This window comes from Pantoea sp. EEL5 (assembly GCF_049892805.1).
Taxonomy (GTDB): domain Bacteria; phylum Pseudomonadota; class Gammaproteobacteria; order Enterobacterales; family Enterobacteriaceae; genus Pantoea; species Pantoea ananatis.
The window spans coordinates 55753-77627 of record NZ_JBNDNJ010000002.1 but is presented as its reverse complement, the minus strand read 5'-3'; the positions used below and the strand labels follow the sequence as shown (position 1 = coordinate 77627).

General features: G+C 54.1%; 22 protein-coding genes and 1 pseudogene. 7 read left to right on the top strand and 16 right to left on the bottom strand.

Annotation, left to right across the window (positions count from 1 at the left end; translation table 11 throughout):
• Positions 1-144 precede the first annotated feature (144 nt).
• A complete protein-coding gene (locus tag ACPXSQ_RS11895) occupies positions 145-312 on the top strand; it encodes a hypothetical protein (protein WP_165971879.1) in 168 nt (55 codons plus the stop codon).
• Between the two features lie 182 nt (positions 313-494).
• Positions 495-1814, top strand: coding sequence for a hemolysin family protein (locus ACPXSQ_RS11890; protein ID WP_013027381.1), 1320 nt, complete (start codon positions 495-497; stop codon positions 1812-1814).
• A gap of 32 nt (positions 1815-1846) precedes the next feature.
• Here ACPXSQ_RS11890 and ACPXSQ_RS11885 read toward each other — a convergent pair whose 3' ends face one another.
• Complete coding sequence (locus tag ACPXSQ_RS11885) at positions 1847-2053, bottom strand: DUF1107 domain-containing protein (RefSeq protein ID WP_003855513.1); 207 nt, start codon at positions 2051-2053, stop codon at positions 1847-1849.
• A gap of 313 nt (positions 2054-2366) precedes the next feature.
• Between ACPXSQ_RS11885 and ACPXSQ_RS11880 the strand changes: the two genes are divergently transcribed.
• Complete coding sequence (locus ACPXSQ_RS11880; protein WP_426144115.1) at positions 2367-2924, top strand: YtfJ family protein; 558 nt, start codon at positions 2367-2369, stop codon at positions 2922-2924.
• Between the two features lie 37 nt (positions 2925-2961).
• Here the strand turns inward: ACPXSQ_RS11880 and cysQ are convergent, their stop codons facing one another.
• The gene (gene cysQ, locus ACPXSQ_RS11875) at positions 2962-3705 is read right to left on the bottom strand and encodes a 3'(2'),5'-bisphosphate nucleotidase CysQ (protein ID WP_014604907.1); all 744 of its coding nucleotides are present in this window, start codon (positions 3703-3705) and stop codon (positions 2962-2964) included.
• A gap of 294 nt (positions 3706-3999) precedes the next feature.
• Between cysQ and ACPXSQ_RS11870 the strand changes: the two genes are divergently transcribed.
• The gene (locus tag ACPXSQ_RS11870) at positions 4000-5940 is read left to right on the top strand and encodes a bifunctional 2',3'-cyclic-nucleotide 2'-phosphodiesterase/3'-nucleotidase (RefSeq protein ID WP_042677605.1); all 1941 of its coding nucleotides are present in this window, start codon (positions 4000-4002) and stop codon (positions 5938-5940) included.
• Between the two features lie 36 nt (positions 5941-5976).
• Here the strand turns inward: ACPXSQ_RS11870 and fklB are convergent, their stop codons facing one another.
• Positions 5977-6597 carry an FKBP-type peptidyl-prolyl cis-trans isomerase gene (fklB, locus tag ACPXSQ_RS11865; protein ID WP_014604905.1) on the bottom strand — a complete coding sequence of 207 codons (621 nt, stop codon included), beginning with the start codon at positions 6595-6597 and terminating at the stop codon, positions 5977-5979.
• Positions 6598-6817: 220 nt separating this feature from the next.
• Here fklB and ACPXSQ_RS11860 point away from each other — a divergent pair, with 220 nt between their 5' ends.
• Positions 6818-7483: a LysM-like peptidoglycan-binding domain-containing protein gene (locus tag ACPXSQ_RS11860; protein WP_024471140.1), complete on the top strand. Its 666-nt coding sequence runs from the start codon at positions 6818-6820 to the stop codon at positions 7481-7483.
• Positions 7484-7517: 34 nt separating this feature from the next.
• On the opposite strand, the pseudogene ACPXSQ_RS11855 reads toward ACPXSQ_RS11860, so the two are convergent.
• The 6 genes and pseudogenes from ACPXSQ_RS11855 to yjfP all read right to left on the bottom strand — a co-directional run bounded on the left by ACPXSQ_RS11855 (position 7518) and on the right by yjfP (position 11067).
• A pseudogene (locus ACPXSQ_RS11855) lies at positions 7518-8482 on the bottom strand (DMT family transporter).
• 122 nt (positions 8483-8604) lie between these two features.
• A complete protein-coding gene (gene rplI, locus ACPXSQ_RS11850) occupies positions 8605-9054 on the bottom strand; it encodes a 50S ribosomal protein L9 (RefSeq protein WP_013027389.1) in 450 nt (149 codons plus the stop codon).
• A 38-nt stretch (positions 9055-9092) separates the two neighbouring features.
• Positions 9093-9320 carry a 30S ribosomal protein S18 gene (gene rpsR, locus ACPXSQ_RS11845; protein ID WP_000135199.1) on the bottom strand — a complete coding sequence of 76 codons (228 nt, stop codon included), beginning with the start codon at positions 9318-9320 and terminating at the stop codon, positions 9093-9095.
• A 4-nt stretch (positions 9321-9324) separates the two neighbouring features.
• Positions 9325-9642, bottom strand: coding sequence for a primosomal replication protein N (priB, locus tag ACPXSQ_RS11840; RefSeq protein ID WP_013027390.1), 318 nt, complete (start codon positions 9640-9642; stop codon positions 9325-9327).
• A 6-nt stretch (positions 9643-9648) separates the two neighbouring features.
• Positions 9649-10044, bottom strand: a complete 396-nt coding sequence (gene rpsF, locus ACPXSQ_RS11835) for a 30S ribosomal protein S6 (protein ID WP_013027391.1) — start codon at positions 10042-10044, stop codon at positions 9649-9651.
• 273 nt (positions 10045-10317) lie between these two features.
• Entirely contained in the window at positions 10318-11067 is a 750-nt protein-coding gene (gene yjfP / locus ACPXSQ_RS11830) for an esterase (RefSeq protein ID WP_014594719.1), read from the bottom strand.
• A 156-nt stretch (positions 11068-11223) separates the two neighbouring features.
• Here yjfP and ACPXSQ_RS11825 point away from each other — a divergent pair, with 156 nt between their 5' ends.
• Both ACPXSQ_RS11825 and bsmA read left to right on the top strand, forming a co-directional pair.
• A complete protein-coding gene (locus tag ACPXSQ_RS11825) occupies positions 11224-13155 on the top strand; it encodes a methyl-accepting chemotaxis protein (RefSeq protein WP_013027393.1) in 1932 nt (643 codons plus the stop codon).
• Positions 13156-13212: 57 nt separating this feature from the next.
• Complete coding sequence (gene bsmA / locus ACPXSQ_RS11820; protein ID WP_014594721.1) at positions 13213-13539, top strand: biofilm peroxide resistance protein BsmA; 327 nt, start codon at positions 13213-13215, stop codon at positions 13537-13539.
• Here the strand turns inward: bsmA and ACPXSQ_RS11815 are convergent.
• The 7 genes from ACPXSQ_RS11815 to hflC all read right to left on the bottom strand — a co-directional run bounded on the left by ACPXSQ_RS11815 (position 13513) and on the right by hflC (position 21872).
• Positions 13513-15141, bottom strand: a complete 1629-nt coding sequence (locus tag ACPXSQ_RS11815; RefSeq protein ID WP_426143852.1) for an isovaleryl-CoA dehydrogenase — start codon at positions 15139-15141, stop codon at positions 13513-13515. The genes bsmA and ACPXSQ_RS11815 overlap by 27 nt on opposite strands.
• An 85-nt stretch (positions 15142-15226) precedes the next feature.
• Complete coding sequence (gene rlmB / locus ACPXSQ_RS11810) at positions 15227-15961, bottom strand: 23S rRNA (guanosine(2251)-2'-O)-methyltransferase RlmB (protein ID WP_014604900.1); 735 nt, start codon at positions 15959-15961, stop codon at positions 15227-15229.
• 68 nt (positions 15962-16029) lie between these two features.
• Complete coding sequence (gene rnr, locus ACPXSQ_RS11805; protein WP_013027397.1) at positions 16030-18465, bottom strand: ribonuclease R; 2436 nt, start codon at positions 18463-18465, stop codon at positions 16030-16032.
• Between the two features lie 16 nt (positions 18466-18481).
• Positions 18482-18925, bottom strand: a complete 444-nt coding sequence (gene nsrR, locus ACPXSQ_RS11800) for a nitric oxide-sensing transcriptional repressor NsrR (protein WP_014604899.1) — start codon at positions 18923-18925, stop codon at positions 18482-18484.
• A 221-nt stretch (positions 18926-19146) separates the two neighbouring features.
• The gene (locus tag ACPXSQ_RS11795) at positions 19147-20445 is read right to left on the bottom strand and encodes an adenylosuccinate synthase (RefSeq protein WP_426143849.1); all 1299 of its coding nucleotides are present in this window, start codon (positions 20443-20445) and stop codon (positions 19147-19149) included.
• A gap of 166 nt (positions 20446-20611) precedes the next feature.
• A complete protein-coding gene (locus ACPXSQ_RS11790; protein ID WP_013027400.1) occupies positions 20612-20812 on the bottom strand; it encodes a DUF2065 domain-containing protein in 201 nt (66 codons plus the stop codon).
• A 55-nt stretch (positions 20813-20867) separates the two neighbouring features.
• Positions 20868-21872: a protease modulator HflC gene (gene hflC / locus ACPXSQ_RS11785; protein ID WP_013027401.1), complete on the bottom strand. Its 1005-nt coding sequence runs from the start codon at positions 21870-21872 to the stop codon at positions 20868-20870.
• Positions 21873-21875 lie beyond the last annotated feature (3 nt).

Below are 21875 nucleotides of genomic sequence, written 5' to 3'. Positions count from 1 at the left end.
GGCACCTGTACTCCTGTCTGTCATGCCTGCCCCATTCCACAGGGCGCGTGTTAATCCTCGTTACCGATACGATCGCGACGGCAACTCACTCATCATAGCCGCACTTTTTGCTAACTGGCAGTGTACAACGAGTTATAAGTCAAATTGAGCATTATTGTCGGCAAAACCCACTTACGTTACAACGATGTTGTTACGTCGCAGGCGCGATTGCCGTTTGTACGCCTGACCGGGCGGTTGATGACAGACTGCCCGATAGCCTCACAGGACGCCACCGATTGCCCTCTGGCGGCGGCATCGTCGCTGCTGCTATAATCACCCACCACAGGCATCCCGCCTGTCTTCATTTCTGCCCCGACGCTCACGCATTGTGTTAAATGGGCGCAGACATTTTTGGCACGGATAGCTCCCCTTGCGTCACCAGCACAGGGAATGACCGCCTAAACCGCACGCTGCCCAGGCCAAAAATGACAAGTGAATAACTCTTTGGATCTCATATGCTTGATAGCTTACTTGTCATTCTGCTACTGATCGTAATCAGTGCTTTTTTCTCTCTTTCGGAAATCTCGCTGGCCGCCGCCCGCAAGATTAAGCTGAAACTTCTGGCCGACGAAGGCAACATCAACGCTCAGCGCGTTTTGAAAATGCAGGAAACCCCCGGCATGTTCTTTACCGTGGTGCAAATCGGCCTGAATGCCGTGGCGATCCTCGGTGGTATCGTCGGTGATGCGGCGTTTTCGCCCGCGTTTTCCAGCCTGTTTAACCGCTTTATGTCGCATGAACTTGCCGAACAGCTTAGCTTTATCTGCTCGTTTACCATCGTGACCAGCCTGTTTATTCTGTTTGCCGACCTGACCCCGAAACGCGTCGGTATGATCGCGCCCGAAACCATCGCCCTGCGCATTATCAATCCCATGCGCTTCTGCTTGCTGGTGATGCGCCCGCTGGTGTGGCTGTTCAACGGTCTGGCCAACGTCTTCTTTCGCATTTTTAAACTGCCGATGGTGCGTAAAGACGATATTACCTCTGACGATATTTATGCGGTTGTCGAAGCCGGTGCGCTGGCCGGTGTGCTGCGTAAGCAGGAGCACGAACTCATTGAGAACGTGTTTGAACTGGAGTCGCGTACCGTCCCTTCCTCCATGACCTCACGCGAAAACATTGTCTGGTTCGATCTGCACGAAGATGAAGTCAGCCTGAAAACCAAAATCGCTCAACATCCTCACTCTAAATTCCTGGTCTGTAATGGCGATATTGACCATATTGTGGGCTATGTCGACTCTAAAGAGCTCCTGCTGCGCGTGCTGGGAAATCAGAGCATGGCGCTGAACAGCGGGGTTCAGATCCGATCGGCGCTTATTGTGCCCGATACGCTGACGTTATCTGAGGCGCTGGAAAGCTTTAAGACGGCGGGTGACGATTTTGCGGTCATCATGAACGAGTACGCGCTGGTGGTGGGCATCATTACGCTTAACGACGTCATGACCACGCTGATGGGCGACCTGGTGGGCCAGGGCATGGAAGAGCAAATCGTCGCACGTGACGAAAACTCCTGGCTGGTGGAAGGCGGTACGCCGATAGATGATGTCATGCGCGTGCTGGATATTGATGATTTTCCGCAGTCAGGTAACTACGAAACCATTGGCGGCTTTATGATGTATATGCTGCGCAAAATCCCGAAGCGCACAGACTTTGTGAAGTTTGCCGGTTACAAGTTCGAAGTGGTGGATATCGACAGCTACCGAATTGACCAGCTACTTGTGACGCGGATTGATGAACGCCCGCCGATGCTGAATGTGGCAAAAACCGAAGAGTAGAAACACTAAGGGCGCCAACGGCGCCCTGCTATTTAGTTGAACTCTAGCTTGAGACGAACGACCTGGCGGTTAATTTCTGACATCACGCTCAGGTGCTGTTTGTCTTTGACCCGTGGGATCAGGACTTTACCTTTATCAAACTCGAATGCGCCAACATCCTTGATGTACAACCTTCCTTTAAACAGCGTCTTAACATATTTTGCTATCTGTAGTGGATTATAGCGCTGGAAGATTTTCATAGTTATTAACTCCTTAATTTTTAAGCACGCTTCACCGTTGCCAAATTCGGTACGGATCCATGAAGCGCGAATTCGAGATAAACTATAGAACACTCTGTTTGCTTCGCACGATAAGAAATAAATTTTTTTACCGTTCTGACACAACATTACAGAATACTCTGTTATTTACTTTTCACTATTCAGTGTAAACCTTCATTGGTTAAAGAATTGTGTTGTCGATAGCAAAGCTGACAGCTTTTTGAGACAGCCGCATCATCCCTACTTAATATGACAGTGGAATGACTAACTGGTCTGATCACTGGAGAGAATAATGATGCGTGCAACACTGGCAGCACTGGCTTTATCGTTCTTGATTCCCGTTAGCGCGCTGGCGCATAACATTGAGCTGGGCAAACGTGTGCCAGCAGTGGGCGTCAACGACAAAGGCGAGCTGATTTTACAGCAGGAAAAATTCAGTTATAAAAACTGGAACAGCGCTCAGCTGAGCGGAAAAGTCCGCGTAGTACAGCATATTGCCGGGCGCTCATCCGCGAAAGAGATGAACGCGGCGCTGGTTGAAGCTATCAAGGCAGCGAAATTGCCTCACGACCGCTATCAGACCACCACCATTGTTAATACCGATGATGCCATTCCTGGCACCAGCATGTTCGTACGCAGCAGTATTCACAGTAATAAGCAGCAGTATCCCTGGTCGCAGTTTATCGTCGACAGCAATGGCAATGTGCAGCACGCCTGGCAATTACAGCAGGGCGGCTCGGCTATTGTGGTACTGGATAAAACGGGTCAGGTTAAATACGTTAAAGACGGGGCGCTCTCTCAGCAGGAGGTGCAGCAGGTGATGAGCTTATTAAAATCGCTGTTGCAGGACTGAAGGCGGGAAGCGGGAGGGCTGCGCCTCCCGCACTGGGTTAAAACAGCGAGACGCGAAAGCCGGGATTAAGAAAAGATTCACGCGGTGCATAGTCCAGTGTTCTTCCCTGCCAGTCGTGAACGTGAGCACCCGCGGCCGCGGCAACGGCATGACCCGCTCCGGTATCCCAAATATTGGTTGGCCCAAAGCGCGGATAGAGCTGTGCTTTCCCTTCTGCCACCAGGCAAAACTTCAGTGATGACCCGGTTGCCACCGTCTGATGTTCCCCCAGTTGCTTGAGGTATTCTTTCATCTCGTCGTCGTCGTTGTGCGAACGGCTCACCACCACTAACGGTGGACGCGCATCAAGCACATGAATCTGTTGTCGCTCGCCGTTCTCTTCTTTCCAGGCTTTGCCCTCTGCGGCGGAATACATCACGCCCAGCGCGGGGGCATAAACCACGCCCATTACCGGTTTGCCCTGCTCAATCAGCGCAATATTCACGGTAAATTCGCCGTTACGTTTGATAAATTCTTTGGTGCCATCCAGCGGGTCAACCAGCCAGTAACGTTGCCAGTGCTGGCGAACCTCCCAGCCGGGCGGATCTTCCTCTGACAGCACCGGAATATCCGGTGTCAGCTGTTTTAAGCCCGACACAATCACATCATGAGCGGCCAGGTCTGCCGCCGTGACAGGAGAATCATCCGCTTTGTGAGAAACGTCTGTCGGAACGGAACCGTTGTAGACCTGCATAATCGCGTCGCCTGCTTCACGCGCCAGTTGGCTTATTTGCTCTAACATTTTCCACCTCATGTATGAGAATGCTACGCGTTAACTGTCATACCCGTTGGAATACAGTCTAGCAGCTTCACGTTCATCTCTGATTTCAGGCAAACATTCTGAATCATTTTTCAGGTATATCAACATAATAGAAAAAAATGGCAACGATATCCTTTTACAAAGCCTGCAACGCGTTTCGCCCGACCCCAGCGTGCGGCTGACTCAAAACGTTATCTTCATCACGATTTAACCTGCCCTTTCATCAGAGTTTTACATTATTTTTGTAGCCTTGATCTATTAGCTTTGGGAGCGAGCATGTTTAAGGCGGGAATGATGTTACTGGCGTTGAGCGTTTCAGTTGCAGCACAGGGAGCCACCGTGGATTTACGCGTGCTGGAAACGACCGATCTGCACAGCAATATAATGGACTTCGACTACTACAAAGATACGCCCACGGAAAAATATGGTCTGGTGCGCACCGCCTCGTTAATCCATGCGGCGCGTCAGGAAGTCACCAACAGCGTTTTGGTAGACAATGGCGATCTTATTCAGGGCAGCCCGCTGGGCGACTATATGGCCGCAAAAGGGCTCAAACAGGGCGACATCCATCCTGTCTATAAAGCCATGAATACGCTTGATTACAGCGTCGGTACGTTGGGCAACCATGAGTTTAACTACGGCCTGCCGTACCTGCAAAAAGCGCTGGCTGGCGCGCGCTTCCCCTATGTGAATGCGAACGTTATCGATCTGAAAAGCGGTAAGCCTCTGTTTACGCCCTACCTGATTAAACCGACCCGCGTGACCGATCGTGAGGGTAAAACACATACCCTGCAGGTGGGCTATATCGGCTTTGTTCCGCCGCAAATTATGGTGTGGGATAAAGCCAACCTGCACGACAAGGTGCGGGTGGATGACATCACAGAAACCGCACGTCGCTATGTCCCAGAGATGCGCGCTAAAGGCGCGGATGTTGTTATCGCCCTTGCCCACTCCGGTCTGAGTAGCGAACCTTATCAGGCCATGGCTGAAAATTCTGTTTATTACCTCAGCGAGGTCGCAGGCATTGATGCCATTATGTTTGGCCATGCGCACGCCGTTTTCCCGGGCAAGGAGTTTGCACGGATTAAAGGTGCGGATATTGAGAAAGGAACCCTTAACGGTATTCCTGCGGTGATGCCGGGCATGTGGGGCGATCATCTGGGCGTGGTGGATCTGGCGCTGAGCAACGCAGGTGGCCGCTGGCACGTTACTCACGGCACCGCACAGGCGCGCCCTGTCTATGACACCGCAAACAAGACATCGCTGGCCGCAGAAGATCCGGCACTGGTTAACGTCCTGAAAGACGATCACCATGCCACCCGCGAGTTTGTCGCTCAGCCCATCGGAAAATCCGCCGACGTGATGTACAGCTACCTGTCGCTGGTTCAGGACGATCCCACCGTTCAGATTGTGAATAACGCTCAGCGCGCCTACGTGGAGCATTTTATTCAGGGCGATCCCGATCTGGCGACGCTGCCGGTGCTGTCGGCCGCTGCGCCGTTTAAAGCCGGTGGACGTAAGAACGATCCTGCCAGCTACGTGGAAGTGGAGAAAGGTGACCTGACGTTCCGCAATGCGGCGGATCTTTATCTCTATCCCAATACGCTGGTGGTGATGAAAGTGAGCGGCGAGCAGGTAAAAGAGTGGCTGGAATGCTCCGCAGGCCAGTTTAATCAGATCGATCCGACCAGCACCCGAACGCAATCGTTAATCAACTGGAATTTCCGCACCTATAACTTCGACGTGATCGACGGTGTGAGTTACCAGATTGATGTGACACAGCCGGCCCGTTATGACGAAGAGTGCCAACTGATTCATCCTGATGCCTCACGTGTTAAGGATCTTCGCTGGCAGGGGCAACCCATCGATCCTAAAGCGACCTTCCTGGTGGCGACCAATAACTACCGGGCCTACAGCGGTAAATTCGCGGGCACGGGCGACAAGTACATTGCTTTTGCCTCACCGGATGAAAACCGCGCTATCCTGGCGGCCTATATCAGCGCAGAAACCAAAAAGCAGGGTGAAGTGCGCCCTCAGGCTGACAATAACTGGCGGCTGGCGACGATCAAGGCTGCACAGCCTCTTGATATTCGCTTTGAAACCGCGCCCGGTGATAAAGCCACGCACTTTATTCAACAGCATGCGCAGTATCCAATGAAGGCAACAGGGAATGACGAGACGGGATTTGCTCTCTGGCAGGTAAATTTACAGCAGTAAGAGGGCTAAGGGCGGCATCGCGCCGCCCTTTTATCCTTACAGGATTTCCAGCAGCTCAACTTCAAAAATCAGGGTGCTGAATGGCGGGATGGACGCACCCGCACCGCGCTCGCCGTAAGCGAGGTTGTGTGGAATAACCAGTTCCCATTTGGAACCCACCGGCATCAGCGTCAGCGCTTCGATCCAGCCCGCAATCACGCCGGTAACCGGGAATTCAGCCGGTTCGCCGCGAGCGACTGAGCTGTCAAAGACGGTGCCGTCGATCAGTTTACCGGTGTAATGCACGCGTACGCGGTCCTGGCGCGATGGAATCGGACCTTCCCCCTGCGTCATCACGCTGAACTGTAAACCTGACTCGGTGCTGCTGACGCCTTCGCGCTGGGCATGGTCCTGCAGGAAAGCCTGGCCTTCTGCGGCCATCGCTTCCACGCGCTCACGACGCACGCTTTCCGCACGCTCATGGACTTCACGCAGCGCGCGATGGACCACATCAACAGGCACCGCGGGTGAGTTCCCTTCCAGCGCGTCGCGCAGGCCCGCGAGCAGTGCTTCTGGCTGCAGCCCCTGCAGACCAGACTCCAGCAGCTGCTGGCCAACCTGTAAACCAATACCGTAACTTGCTTGTGCTTCGACGCTGTCGAAAGAAGGGGTAGTCATCTTCGTTCCTTTCACTCTCGGATATAGTAAGACGGGCAGCATAGCAGCGCAGGCCGCTGGCGTAAAATCCACAGCGCCGCAGATGACTTTTGCTGGCGAAAGAGAAACAATACGCAGGTCAAATTTATCAATGCTGGCAGGCACTTCGCGTCCACATTGCCCATACTGTATAAGTGACAAGTTTTTCCTTGTCAGTGGCACTATAAGAAAGAGAGAAAATATGGGCCAGATTGCCCCTCGTCGCCGCAGGACGCACGCACTGCGTATTTTAACCCGGTTACAGGCCTGGCTGCCGCAACGAACGCGGCCGCAAGGTGCCGGAGCGGAGGAACCTGATATGCCTTCAAACGTCTCGTCTCGCCTGCCTCACTGGCTTTATCGAATCTGGCATTTCACAGACGATATCCGCTGGATGGACCCGCTGCCGGCTTTCCACCGTCGTGGGATCGTGCTCGCTTTACTCATCCTGCTGCTGGCCTTTCTCTGGCCGTCCAGCACGCCACAGTATCCGGTAGAACGGCCTGTGACGCCTTCGGCAGAAAAAGAGGTGCCGATGCAGGCGGACATCTACAATAACAAACCGGCTCAATCCGCGTCTCAGCCAGAGGCAAAGGCCGATTCTCAGGGTGACTGGCATAGCTACCAGATTGCGTCCGGGCAGACGCTGGCGCAGCTGTTCCGCGACAATAATCTTCCGGTGAATGACGTCTTTGCGATGGCGCGCGTCGAAGGTAACGATCAGCCGCTCAGCACATTAAAAGAGGGCCAACAGGTGAAAATCCGTCGGGATGCAAAAGGCGTCGTGACAGGTTTAACGCTGGATGGCGCGAACGGCCCGGTGCTGTTTACCCGTCAGCCGGACGGCAGCTTTTTACGGGTAGAATAAGCGATAACCGGTGGCTCACGTCACCGGCTGTCCGTTATCCCGCTTTTTTGATTTTATTGACCAGCACGATCCCCGAACAGACCAGCAGCAGGGCAAGCAGATACTTGATGCCCAACATATCTTCACCCTGGAAAACGGCGAAGAGCACCGTTCCTGCTACAGGCATCACGACGTTAAACGGCGCAATTATGCTGACGCGGTTATATTTTAGCAGCACGCTCCAAAAGGCAAAGGTCACTGACGAGATCAGCGTCAGATAACCCAACACCGCCCCAGCACCGATACTGTTGATCTGCAGCGTCTCACTCGCCAGGCCACCGCCCATTACCATGACGCCCCCGCCCAGAGCCAACTGCCAGCCGGTCATCACCTTCGGATCGATAGTGTGAGAAATGCGTTTTCCCTATCGCGTGGCGGCAGAGAGGAGAAACGCGGCCAGCACCACGAAGCCGTTACCCTGCCAGACAAACTGAAAATCACTCAGTCTACTTTCGAGGTTGACCAGCATCACGCCGCTAAAACCCAGAAGGCAGCCAGGCGATTTGTTGTCACTGAGCCTGTCATTTTGATAGATAAAATGCGCCAGCATGATGCTAAAAAATGTGTCCGTGGCGTTCATGATCGAACCTTTTACCCCTGTGGTAAACGCGAGCCCGATTTAGAAAAACGTGTATTGAAGGGCGGTTTGCATGCTACCCAACAGGGCAAGCTGACTAAACTGGCGGGGGGATAAACGGTAAACCGGTTTGCGCTGCACCAGGGCAAAAAGAAACAATATCAGCCCCGCTAACAAAAAACGATAACCGGCAAAAACTACTTTCGAGGCAATATCGTCTGGGCGATTCGATACAGCGCGTATCCGCTTTTGATCGCGGGGTAAGAACGTCCCCAGAGCAAACAGCACCGCGTTGCGCAGGCAAAAACCCCATTTCGACGGGTGAACACGGACTCGACAGAAGGATATGCATGGGCGTAGCCAATAATAAAATCGCGTTTCATTTTATATTCAACATGCCCGGAGGAGCCTGAATCTGCAAGACAGAGAAGGGAATTCTGTTACGTCGTTAAAACAAAAACGCCGACACAAGTGTCGGCGTTCAGGTGTGGCAGGTAACTAAAAATTAGCCTGCTACTACGTTCACGATCAGTTTCGCGAAGACTTCGCTGTGAACCTGGAAGTCCACTTCGTGCTCACCGGTGGTGCGCAGAACGCCGTTCGGTAAACGAACTTCGCTCTTAGCGACTTCAACGCCAGCTGCAGTGACTGCATCAGCGATGTCGCGGGTACCGATGGAACCGAACAGTTTACCTTCATCGCCTGCTTTAGACGTGATGGTAACGGTGCCCAGTGCGTTGATTTTCTCTGCGCGAGCATTAGATGCTGCCAGAACGTCAGCCAGTTTGGCTTCCAGTTCTGCACGACGTGCTTCGAAGAATTCAACGTTTTTCTTGGTAGCAGGAACAGCTTTACCCTGTGGAACCAGGAAGTTACGAGCGTAGCCCGCTTTAACGTTAACCTGATCACCCAGGCTGCCCAGGTTTGCTACTTTATCAAGCAGAATAACTTGCATTACCTTATCCTCTTAAAGTCGTTAATGGACAACAGCCGTTACTGATGACGATCAGTGTACGGCAGCAGAGACAGGTAACGCGCGCGCTTGATAGCACGAGCCAGCTGACGCTGGTATTTTGCGCGAGTACCAGTGATACGGCTTGGTACAATCTTGCCGCTTTCAGTGATGTAGTTTTTCAGCGTTGCGATATCTTTATAATCGATCTCTTGAACGCCTTCCGCGGTGAAACGGCAGAACTTGCGACGACGGAAATAACGTGCCATTTGGCTAGTCTCCAGAATCTATCAATTCAATCTGCTCGGCATGTAACACCATTTTACTCTGACCATTTCGCGCCTGATGGCAGCTGATAAAGCCTTCGAGAATGAGTTGCGTGCCGACCGTTATATGTTGAGTAATCACCTGATGGGCGCTGCCGCTAATAATAACAGGCATTCGACACCAGGCTTGCCGGTGAAATCCGGCCTCCTCCTGCACCGAGTTGTGCTCAAGCACGAACTGACAGTGCGGAATTCCTGACGGGCTAATTTTACGGACTGGCGTCTTGCACACCGTGCCAGACAAGCGCAGCCGATTAACCGTCACGATGGATTACTCTTCAGAATCCCCAGCATCTGAGTCATCAGCGGATTCGTTAGCAAAATCTTCGCGGCGCTCACGACGCTCGTCTTTCGCTTTAACCATCGGTGATGCTTCAGTTACCGCGTTTTTAACGCGCATAACCATGCTACGGATAACGGCGTCGTTGAAGCGGAAGTTCGTTTCCAGCTCGTCGATCACTTCCTGCGGCGCTTCTACGTTCAGCAGAACATAGTGTGCTTTGTGCAGTTTGTTGATCGGGTAAGCCAGCTGACGACGGCCCCAGTCTTCCAGACGGTGGATCGTGCCTTCTGCACCAGTGATAGCACCAGTGTAACGCTCGATCATGCCCGGAACCTGTTCGCTCTGGTCAGGATGAACCATAAATACGATTTCGTAATGACGCATCGAAATTGCTCCTTACGGATTATTCAGCCTCCTGTCAGGGTCAGCTGCGGCCCACGGAAGCAAGGAACGTTATAGGTCGTGGGTCACCGTAATGACACACACCTCTGAATGCAGCTGAAAAATTGACGCGTAATCATACTGGCGGCAACGCACAAACTCAAGCGGGGATTTCATTTAAATTGTCGGGAGACGCCCGCTTTCCGCCCTTGTGTGCGGAAAGCGGGAATGCAGAGGCAAACAGAGGCTGAAACGGAAGGCGCTGTCGTTTATGGGTTAGAGTTGGCGCTTAAAAAAGCTGACCAGCGCCGTCAGGCCCGACGGCGTAATTTTGTGTCCGATATGCTTTTCGGACAACGAAACAAGATGGGCATCCAGCCTCTGCTCGTGCAGAGCCCGTTCCAGCCGCTGGGTTTCTGCGAAAGGGACGACCTCATCGGCCTCACCGTGCCATAGCAGGAGGGGGCGGTCCGCGAGATTATGTAGCCGGGCAGCGGGATCGTAATCCGCCAGCGGCGCCATCCGTTTTGTGAACTGTGCCTGCTGTTCCGGGCCCGTTACCGTGACAGGCGGGAACAGCGTGTGGCTGAGTTGCATAAAATAGCCGGACCCCATCATGCAGGCGACGCTGTGAATATGCGCATAGCGCGCCATCACCCCTAACGCCGTCATTCCGCCCATTGAGGCCCCGGCGACGGCAAGACGGTCGCCGGCAATCAGGTCATCAGCGCGTAACGCGGCCTCTATCAACGGGAATTCATCAATGTTTTGTTTGAGGATGTCCCAAAAATGGCTAAACCGCGCGTCGGCATCGCCGTTATAGCGTGCGCCATGCATATCGGCGTCGGGCATCAGGGTACGAAACCCCGCCTGGGCCAGGGCCACCGCAAAGTAGGCATAAACCTCTTTCGACGAGGTAAAGCCATGATAAAACACGACCGTTGGCAGCCGCTGCTGGCGCTGGCCTGCGGGTGCTGCATGCAAACATTCAATACCTGCCAGCCTTTCCGTGGTGAGTTCAATCATATTTTCTCCTGAAGCAGGGGCGGCCTTTAGCGCCTCGCCAACGACGATAACCTGGGTAATGGTTTACAACATTACAATAGTAATAATTTCTAAACTAAATATTTCCGCTGCGCTGCCGTTGTTAATGCATATTTGACAAGAAAACAAAGGTAATCTATGAAACGTTTCTCTCTTAGCAGAACGAGCCTTGGAGTGAAGCTATGCGTCATCACTTCCTTCAGCGTAGGCGTTTTGTTATTGGCGTTAACCCTTATCCAAAGCCAGAATGCTTCACGCCAGTTGGAAAGTCTTGCCGTCGATGACATGGTTAATCAGGTGCAGGGCATCACCGAGATGGCATCCATGTTTAATGCGACGCTGACGCAGGAAGTCGGCAACTATACTCAGCTCTTCGTCAGCTTTTTACCTAAACGCTTCAGCCGCGATGAAACCGCACGTGTTCAGGTCGGCGAATTTTCCACACCGACCCTGCGTGCCGGCCTTAAAACCCTTAACCTCGATCAGATCGCCGTCGATGATTTTACGGATCGCACCTCGGCTGTCGCGACGATTTTTGTCCGCGATGGTGATAATTTTATCCGTATTTCCACGTCCCTGAAGAAACAGGATGGCAGCCGGGCGATCGGTACCCAACTTGATCCTGCCAGCGCCGCCTGGAAAAGCGTCATGAAGGGGGAAACCTTCCGGGGCCTGGCCACCTTATTCGATCACCGTTACATCACGCAGTATCAACCGATTAAAGACGACAGCGGTGCCGTCATCGCGATTCTGTTTGTCGGCGTCCAGATCGATAAGCAGTACGGCCTGATGCGCGAAAAAGTGCTGGCTCGCCGCCTGGGCGACAGCGGGCATTTCTATGTGCTCAATGGCTCGCCGGGCGCGGCGCAGGGACAATATCTGTTTGATAAACAAAATGAAGGCAAGCGTCCAGACTGGCAGGATAGCGTCATGAAGCAGATGCTGGCGCAGCCCGAGGGTGTTCAGCAAGTCGAAATCGACGGTGAAACGAAGATGCTCGCCTGGCAACAGCTGCCCGGCTGGAACTGGATTGTGGTCGGTGAAGTTAATCGTGACAGCCTGCTGGCTCCGGTTATTCACAGCCGAAATCTGTTTCTTATCACCGGCCTGATTCTGGTGTTGCTGTTTGCCCCCTGCTTTGTCTGGTACAGCCGCCGCGCCATCACGCGACCGTTACAACAGGTTATTCACTTAGCTGAGCAGTATGCCGCCGGCAATTTGCTGGAGCATCTGGACACCACGCGTCATGACGAAGTGGGTCAGTTGATTAACGCCATTAACGGCATCGGCGAGGGGCTGGAGAAGATTGTTGCCCAGGTTCGCCGCGCCGCGCAGGAGATCAGTGACGGCACAGATACCATTGCAGCCAGCAGCCACAACATCAGTGAGCAGATTGGCCGCCAGGCCAGCAGCGTTGAAGAAACCTCTGCCAGCATGGAGCAGTTTGGTGCGACCGTTGAGCACACCGCCGATAGCCTGCGTCAGGCCATGTCGCTGGTCGCGGAGGCTAGCGGTATCGTGAGTAATGGCAACCAGACGGTGACGCGCTCGGTCAGCACGATGTCGGCCATTAACGTGTCTTCGCAGAGCATTGCCGAAATTACCCACGTTATCGAGTCCATCGCGTTCCAGACCAATATTTTGGCCCTGAATGCCGCTGTCGAAGCCGCGCGTGCAGGTGAGCACGGTCGTGGATTTGCCGTAGTGGCAGCCGAAGTGCGTGCGCTGGCACAGCGTTCGGCACAGGCGGCAAAAGAGATCGATACGCTGATCGCGACCTCGATACGTCACGTTGCGGAGGGACATACACTGTCGGAGCAAACCCGTGACGCGATGAGCGATATCGTGACGCACATTGAGCAGGTTCAGGCATTAATGGGTGAGATTAACGTTGCCGCACAACAGCAGACGGCGGGCATTGGTCAGGTCAATCTGGCGATGAACCAGATAAGCCAGGCTACCCATCAAAACAGTGAACTGGTTGCACAGGCAGAAAACACGGCCCAGAGTCTGAGCGACAAGGGGCATCATTTGACGCAGCTGGTCAGTGTTTTCTCGATCAAATCGTGAAGATAACGGGCGGGTAGCTTACACTTATCCACTTAACCTGACGGCGAGAAATCTGCTATGCGTTACGCTCTGTTACTGACGTTAAGTTTGTTGTTAAGTGGCTGCTCGCTGTTCCAGGTGACGCCAAAGGCCCCGCCCGCGCCAACAGGTCACGCGCAGTCTATTACCCGTGCCCAGAGTGGCGGTTTACCGAAGCTGGGCACCATCAGCGCCAGCGTAAGAGGCTCGCCTGACGACGCGCAGCGTGCCATTGCTGCGCGCGCGAATCAGGCCGGTGCCGTTTATTATCAGATTTTGATGGTCGACGAAACGGTTACCCCCGGGATCTGGTACACGACCGCCATCCTGTATGGCGCCTCACCTGCCGCTGGCGCGCGCCAGTAAGCGGTCGGTCAGTGGCCCCTCGATTTTGCGCGTGCCGCGCGGGTCGAGCCACTGACTGCACCATGCATCCGCCACTGACGGCTCGGCGTGCTTCAACAATTGTGCCGCCGTCGCCAGTTGCAGCAGCCTGTCGGTAAGTTCACGGGCCTGCGACTCATCCATTTTGCTCAGGTGCAGAGCCAGCTGTCGCCAGCTGCGATCGAAATGGCGATTACAGCCTTTAACGGCGTCAAACTCCTGCCTGAGCATGTCCAGCGTGCCGCTCTGGCGGCCCACCACTCTTAATACGTCAAGGCACATCACGTTGCCCGATCCTTCCCAGATACTGTTAACCGGAATATCACGATAGAGGCGAGGCAGTTCGCTGTCTTCGCAATAGCCCACGCCGCCCAGTATCTCCATGGCCTCAGCGATAAAGGGGGCGCCTGCTTTACAGATCACATATTTCGCCGCCGGGGTGAATAACCGGGCGAAGGCGGCTTCATGGACGTTGGCGGGAGAAGACCAAGCACGAGCCAGACGTAGCAGCAGTGCCGTTTGCCCTTCTAACTGCAAGGCCTGACGCGCCAGCACCTGACGCATGATCGGTTGATCCACCAGAGTTTTGCCCATGACCTGACGCTGATGTGCGTGGTACAGCGCAACGGAAAACGCCCGGCGCATTTGGCCGTGGCTGCCCAGCGCGCAGTCAAGACGCGTCATGCCCGCCATTTTCAGGATCAGACGAACGCCTTCGCCCTCTTCGCCCAGCAGCCAGCCGGTCGCCTCCCTGAACTCCACCTCACTGCTGGCGTTGGATCGGTTACCGAGCTTGTCTTTTAACCGCTCAATGACGATGGCATTTCGTGAACCGTCCGGCAGCAGCCGTGGCAGAAAGAAGCAGCTGAGCCCCTGCTGCGTTTGCGCAAGAATCACATGCGCATCGCTTTGCGGCACAGAGAAAAACCATTTATGCCCGACGATACGATAGGCTTCACCGCTTCCGCGCCTGTCCAGGGGCTCTGCGCGCGTCGTGTTGGTCAGCACATCGCTGCCGCCCTGCTTTTCAGTCATGCCCATGCCAATCAGCAGACCGCGCTTCTGATCGCCCGGAACCGCATGCGTGTCGTAACGATCGCTGAGTAAGGGTTCAAGCCAGGACTCAAACCGGGCAGGCAAATAACGCTGTAGTAAAGGGATTGCCGCGTGGGTCATGGTCACCGGACAGAGTGTTCCGGCCTCAACCTGAGCATGCAAGATAAAGCGTGCCGCACGGGCCACGCTGGCATTTGGCTGTACGTCAGGCTGCCAGCTGAGGTTATGCAGACGGCTGGCGCAAAGGCCCTGCATCAGTAGATGCCAGGCTGGATGAAAGCGGACGTCATCCAGCCTGACGCCGCGTGCGTCATAACGGTGGAGTTCAGGCGGACTAGCATTGGCGAGCCTGCCCAGCTCCAGCGATTCTGCACTGCCCAACTGCCTGCCGACTGACGCCAGCCACTCGCTGTCCCAGCCGCCGCCTTCACGCTGCAGTGCGTCACACAGCGGAACATCAGACAGAAACAGATTGCTGTGACTGAGGGGAAAAGGTTGGTTGAAAACGGTGTGAGTTGTCCAGGTCATAACGGCTCCTCGCGGATATCACTCACTCAGTATGTAAGGTGAGCCACCATTATGACCGGACAGAAAGACTAAATTGCGGCAGCGATCACGCGTTACGCTGACGAACCGCTTCAAACAGGCAGACGCCAGTGGCCACTGACACATTGAGGGACGAAACGCTGCCTGCCATAGGGATACTGATTAGCTCATCGCAGTGCTCACGCGTCAGGCGACGCATCCCTTCACCTTCAGCCCCCATGACAAGCGCCATCGGCCCGGTCATCTTGCTTTGGTATACAGTATGGTCGGCTTCGCCAGCGGTGCCGACGACCCAGATGTTATATTCCTGCAGCAGGCGCAAGGTGCGTGCCAGATTGGTTACCCTGATGAGGGGAACGTTTTCTGCCGCACCACTGGCAACCTTTTTCGCCGTCGCGTTCAGCGGTGCGGAGCGATCTTTAGGGACGATCACGGCATGGGCGCCTGCGGCATCGGCGCTACGTAAGCAGGCACCGAGGTTGTGGGGATCGGTAACGCCGTCGAGCACCAGCAGGAACGGCTTTTCCAGGCTCTGCAGCAGATCCGGCAGATCGCCTTCCTGATACTGGCGGCCCGGCTTCACACGCGCCACGATCCCCTGATGTACGCCGCCTTCCACCTGGCTGTCCAGCCATTTACGATCGGCCAGTTGAATCACGATCCCTTGAGCTTCTAACGCGGTCACCAGCGGTTGCAGGCGACGATCGTCGCGGCCTTTGAGAATAAAGACTTCCTGGAAACGCTGAGGATCGCGTTCCAGCAGCGCCTGCACGGCATGGATACCAAAAATAATTTCGCTCATCAATCTGCTCAGTGGTTGGAAATGAATGGATAACAGCCCCTGCATGCACGCAGGGGCTGATGTGCGCATCAGGCCGGCTTCGCCTTCTTCGCGGCACGCTTAGCCTTGGTGGCGGCGGCGATTTTACGGGTTTTCTCGGAAACTTTTTTACTTTTTTTCTCAGTCTTTGCTGCAGCAGGCTGACTGCTGCTGTTGCGGAAGGCTGAATCCGGCTCGAAATTCGTTTTGCGACCGGCCTGGCGGCGATGCTTCGTCGGTGCCTTAGCGTTCCGCTTCGCCTTATCCCGTTCCGTTTTGCCTTCGCCACGTACCTGGCGCTTACTGGAAACCAGCGCAAAGTCGATTTTACGCTCGTCCATATGGACCGCTTCGACCCGCACTTCAACGGTATCGCCCAGGCGATAGGTACGACCGCCAGATTCGCCAATCAGTCGCTGCCCTACCGGATCGAAACGATAGTAGTCGTTGTCCAGCGTAGAGACATGAACCAGCCCGTCGATAAAGAGATCGCTCAGGCGCACAAAGAAACCGAATCCGGTCACGCTGGAGATCACGCCGTTAAAGACGTTGCCTACCTGATCCTGCATAAAGTCACACTTCAGCCAGTCTGCCACATCGCGAGTGGCCTCATCGGCACGGCGCTCTGTCATGGAGCAGTGCTGGCCCAGCTGCAGCATCTGTTGCATATCGTAATGGTAGCCGCCGGTAGCCGTGGTCAGGCCTTTTACTTCGCCCTGCTCTTTTGCCAGCAGATACTTGATGGCGCGATGCAGTAACAAATCCGGATAGCGGCGGATTGGCGAAGTGAAGTGCGCATAAGAGGCCAGCGCCAGGCCAAAGTGGCCCCGGTTTTCCGGATCGTACACCGCCTGTTTCATGGAACGCAGCAGCATGGTTTGCAGCATTTCCGCGTCGGGGCGATCGGCAACCTGATCCAGTAGCGCGGCGTAATCGATCGGCTGCGGTTTGTTACCGCCCGGTAAGCTCAGACCCAACTCATTCAATACCGTGCGGAAGCTTTTGATACTGTCATCGCTGGGACGATCGTGATCGCGGAACAGTGCCGGTTCCTGATGCTTCTCGACGAAACGCGCGGAGGCAATGTTTGCCAGAATCATGCACTCTTCAATCAGCTTGTGGGCATCATTACGTGAGGTGCGCTCGACACGTTCAATTCGACGTTCCGCGTTGAAGATAAATTTCGCTTCTTCGGTTTCAAATGAGATGCCGCCGCGCTCTTCACGGGCCGTTTCCAGCACCTGATACATGTTGTGCAGTTCCTGCAGGTCTTTCACCAGCGGCGCATATTGCTCACGCAGTTCCGGATTGCCCTGCAGAATATTCCAGACTTTGTTATAGGTCAGACGTGCATGGGAGTTCATCACGGCTTCATAATGCTTAAAGCCGGTGAGCTTACCTTTTGACGACACGGTCATTTCGCACACCATACACAGGCGATCGACCTGTGGATTCAGCGAACACAAGCCGTTCGACAGCACTTCCGGCAGCATCGGCACCACCTGCGAAGGGAAATAGACCGAGGTACCGCGCTGCTGCGCTTCGTTGTCCAGCGGTGTGCCGGGACGAACATAGTAACTGACGTCCGCAATCGCGACCCACAGCCGCCAGCCGCCGCCGCGTTTTTTCTCGCAGTAAACCGCATCATCGAAGTCGCGCGCATCTTCACCATCAATAGTGACCAATGGCAGATCGCGAAGGTCAACACGGCCTTTTTTTGCCGACTCCGGAACCTCTTCATTCAGTTTGCCCACCTGAGCCTCAACTTCTGGCGGCCAGCTGTGCGGAATTTCATGCGTGCGCAGCGCCATATCGACCGCCAGGCTGGTGCCCATGTCATCGCCCAGAATCTCTGCAATTTTGCCGATCGCCTTCGAACGACGCGTCGGGCGCTGCAACAGTTCAACCACCACCACGGAGCCCATTCGGGCATTCATGGTTTCGTCAGGGCCAATCAGGATGTCGAAGCTCAGACGGCTGTCATCAGGCACCACAAATCCCACGCCCGCGTCCGTAAAGTAGCGGCCGACGATTTGATTGTTACGCGGTTCCTGTACCCGCACCACACGGGCTTCACGGCGGCCTTTGCGATCCGCACCCAGTGGCTGGGCCAGAATCACGTCGCCGTGCATGCAGAATTTCATCTGTTCCGCAGACAGGTAGAGATCGTCTTTTTGTCCTTCTGCGCGCAGAAAGCCATAGCCATCACGGTGGCCAATGACTTTTCCACGGAGCAGATCGAGACGTTCTGGCAAGGCATAACACTGGCGGCGGGTAAAAACTAACTGACCGTCACGCTCCATCGCACGTAAACGACGGCGCAAGGCTTCGAGGTGTTCTTCTTCCTGCAGGTTCATCTCTTGTGCCAGCTCTTCACGGCTGGCCGGTTTTTCTCGTTTTTCTAATAACGCCAGAATAAATTCACGGCTTGGAATAGGGTTTTCGTACTTTTCAGCTTCTCTGTCCAGAAAAGGATCTTTTGACATTACGGTTCCTCCGATGTCATTTAATATTCATTGCCACCGGCGGTTCGGACAATATAATTTCATATAAAGGTGTATTACCTTCTACTAAGTCTGCCAGCGTGTAGCCATCCAGCTCCTGTAAAAACAGCTGCACGGCGTCATGTAAGGCCTTTTTAAGGCGGCAGGCGGGCGCGATAGAGCAGTTCGAGCAATCCACTAACTGTAGTGGCTCCATTTTGCGTACCACTTCACCTATCACGATGTCCCTGGCGCTCATGCCCAGGCGGATACCACCATTTTTACCACGAATGGCGGAGACGAATCCTGCACGACTAAGCTGATTGATAATTTTGACCATATGATTACGCGATACGCCATAGGTATCGGTGACTTCAGTGATATTGGTCAGCCTGCCTTCCGGCAAGGTGGCCATGTAAATCAGCGCCCGCAGGCCGTAATCGGTAAAACTTGTTAGCTGCACAGTGACCTCAGTCAATCATCCGGTGGCACGTCTATGCTCGCCCGTCCTGCTCTTTATTTCAATGTTGAACTGGCTCTTTCGTATTGAGTTACGATGATAAACCAGACTGTTGACGACCGTGTATTTTTTTCAGCCAGTGAAGGGTTTGACAAGCGAAGGGGCGTTTAGTGGCATCAAATTACATAAAAACAAAGGCCGGACAATGTCCGGCCACAGGATGATTATGCGTTGAAGGGATCACGCAGAATCATCGTCTCGCTACGGTCTGGACCCGTTGAAATAATATCAATTGGCACACCGGTCACTTCTTCTACACGTTTAATGTAGTTACGCGCGGCCTGGGGCAGGCCTTCCAGCGTTTTCACGCCAAAGGTTGTCTCGCTCCAGCCCGGCAGGGTTTCGTAGATCGGCTCAATGCCTTCCCAGTTTTCCGCTGCCAGCGGCGTGGTGATGACTTCGCTGCCATCAGGCATGCGGTAAGCCACACAAATTTTCACTTCTTTCAGACCATCCAGCACGTCCAGCTTGGTCATGCAGAAACCGGAGAGCGAGTTAATCTGCACGGCACGACGTACAGCGACCGCATCCAGCCAGCCAGTACGGCGGCGACGGCCTGTTGTGGCGCCAAACTCATTGCCCTGCTTGCACAGGAACTCACCGGTTTCGTCGAATAACTCGGTCGGGAACGGGCCTGCACCGACACGCGTTGAGTAAGCTTTAACGATACCCAGGACGTAATCCACAAAGCGTGGACCAATACCTGACCCCGTCGCCACGCCACCGGCCGTGGTATTTGAGGAGGTCACATAGGGGTAAGTACCGTGGTCAATATCCAGCAGCGTGCCCTGGGCACCTTCGAACATGATCAGATCGCCACGCTTACGCGCAACGTCTAACAGTTCAGAAACGTCAACAACCATGCTGGTGAGGATGTCGGCAACCGCCATCACATCGCTCAGCACTTTGTCGTAGTCAACGGCTTCTTCTTTGTAGTAATGCACCAGCTGGAAGTTATACAGGTCGATCACTTCTTTCAGCTTGGCTGCAAAGGTTTCTTTGTTAAACAGGTCGCTGACGCGCAGTGCACGGCGGGCTACTTTGTCTTCATAAGCAGGACCGATACCGCGACCTGTGGTACCAATGGCTTTTGCACCACGCGCTTTCTCGCGCGCCATATCCATTGCCACATGGTATTGCAGGATCAACGGGCAGGCTTCAGAAATCAGCAGACGTTCGCGTACCGGAATTCCACGCTCTTCCAGGCCTTTCATCTCTTTCATCAGAGCTTCAGGAGAAAGCACCACGCCATTACCAATGATGCTGGTAACGTTGTCACGCAGAATGCCAGAAGGGATTAAGTGGAGGACGGTTTTTTCACCGTTGATGACAAGTGTATGGCCCGCATTGTGGCCGCCTTGATAACGCACAACGTAATTAGCGCGCTCAGTCAGAAGGTCTACAATCTTACCTTTACCTTCGTCACCCCATTGGGTGCCCAGTACGACGACGTTCTTACCCATTTCTCAAAATCACCGATTGCTTAAAAAAGGATTCTACCATCTGATTTTTCGGTTTTCAGCACTTTTAGCATACGATTGCGCGCTTTTTTGCCTGAGTTTTGATCACTACAACATCCAGGGGTAAAATCGAGGCTGAGATACCATTCAGACGGCGAGGCTGAACGCATTAGAGTTCGCCATGCAGCCGCAACATACAGTAAATCACCATTCCTGCCACCACCAATCCCCCGCCAAATCGATGTAACAGGCGATCGGGCAATTGTGTCATGCTCAAAATCACACGTCGCCACAGACGTGGCATAAACATTGGCCCCAGGCCTTCCAGCACCAGAACCAACGCCAGTGCCATCCAGATATTCACGTTCATACTGCATCCAAAAAAAAGGCCGACAACATTGTCGGCCTGTTAGTTATATCAGTTCTTAACGCGTGGCGTTAGAAGGCGCCTTCATATAGCGGAAGAAGTCGCTATCCGGGCTCAGCACCATGACGTCCTGATTTTCATTGAAGCTGTTTTCATACGCGCGCAGGCTGCGGATAAAGGCATAGAAATCCGGATCCTGGCTGAATGCGTTAGCGAACAGTTTCGCCGCTTCTGCATCACCATCACCGCGGGTAATCAATGCCTCACGCTGTGCTTCTGCCAGCGTACGGGTGACCTGGTAATCGGCCTGGGCGCGCAGTTTTTCGGCCTCTTCCTGACCCTGCGAACGCTGACTACGTGCAACGGCTTCACGTTCTGCGCGCATACGGTTGAAGATCGCATCCGACACTTCCGTCGGCAGGTTGATCTGTTTGATGCGCACATCTACAACCTGAATCCCTAACGCCGCCATACTGTTTGGATTAGGCGCAGGTTCGCTGCTGTTGGTTTCACGCTCAACCCGCGCGGCTGCACTGGCGATAGCATCATCCGCAGCAGGCGTGGCAACTTCATCGTCACCGCCCGCCGTACCGGTGTTCAATGCATCGCGCACGTCGGTGGTTAAACGGCCTCGTGAATCGGTCACGATGTCTTTAACGTCAAGACGTCCCATCTCTGAACGTAAACGGTCACTGAATTTACGTTTCAGCAGCACTTCGGCCTGAGAAACATCCCCGCCACCGGTCGCCAGGTAGTAACGACTGAAATCGCTGATGCGCCACTTGATGTAAGAGTCCACGATCAGGTCTTTCTTCTCTTTGGTTACAAAGCGATCGGCCTGGTTGTCCATGGTCTGGATACGTGCATCCAGCATCTTAACCGTTTCGATAAACGGAATTTTAAAATGAAGACCCGGCGCAAACACCTGCGGTTTGTTTTCGCTATCGCGTAACACTTTACCAAAGCGCAGAACGATACCGCGCTCGCCTTCCTGAACCACGAACAGCGACGCATAAAAGGCCACCAACGCGATAATGATTAGTACAATTACTGGCTTACGCATTGA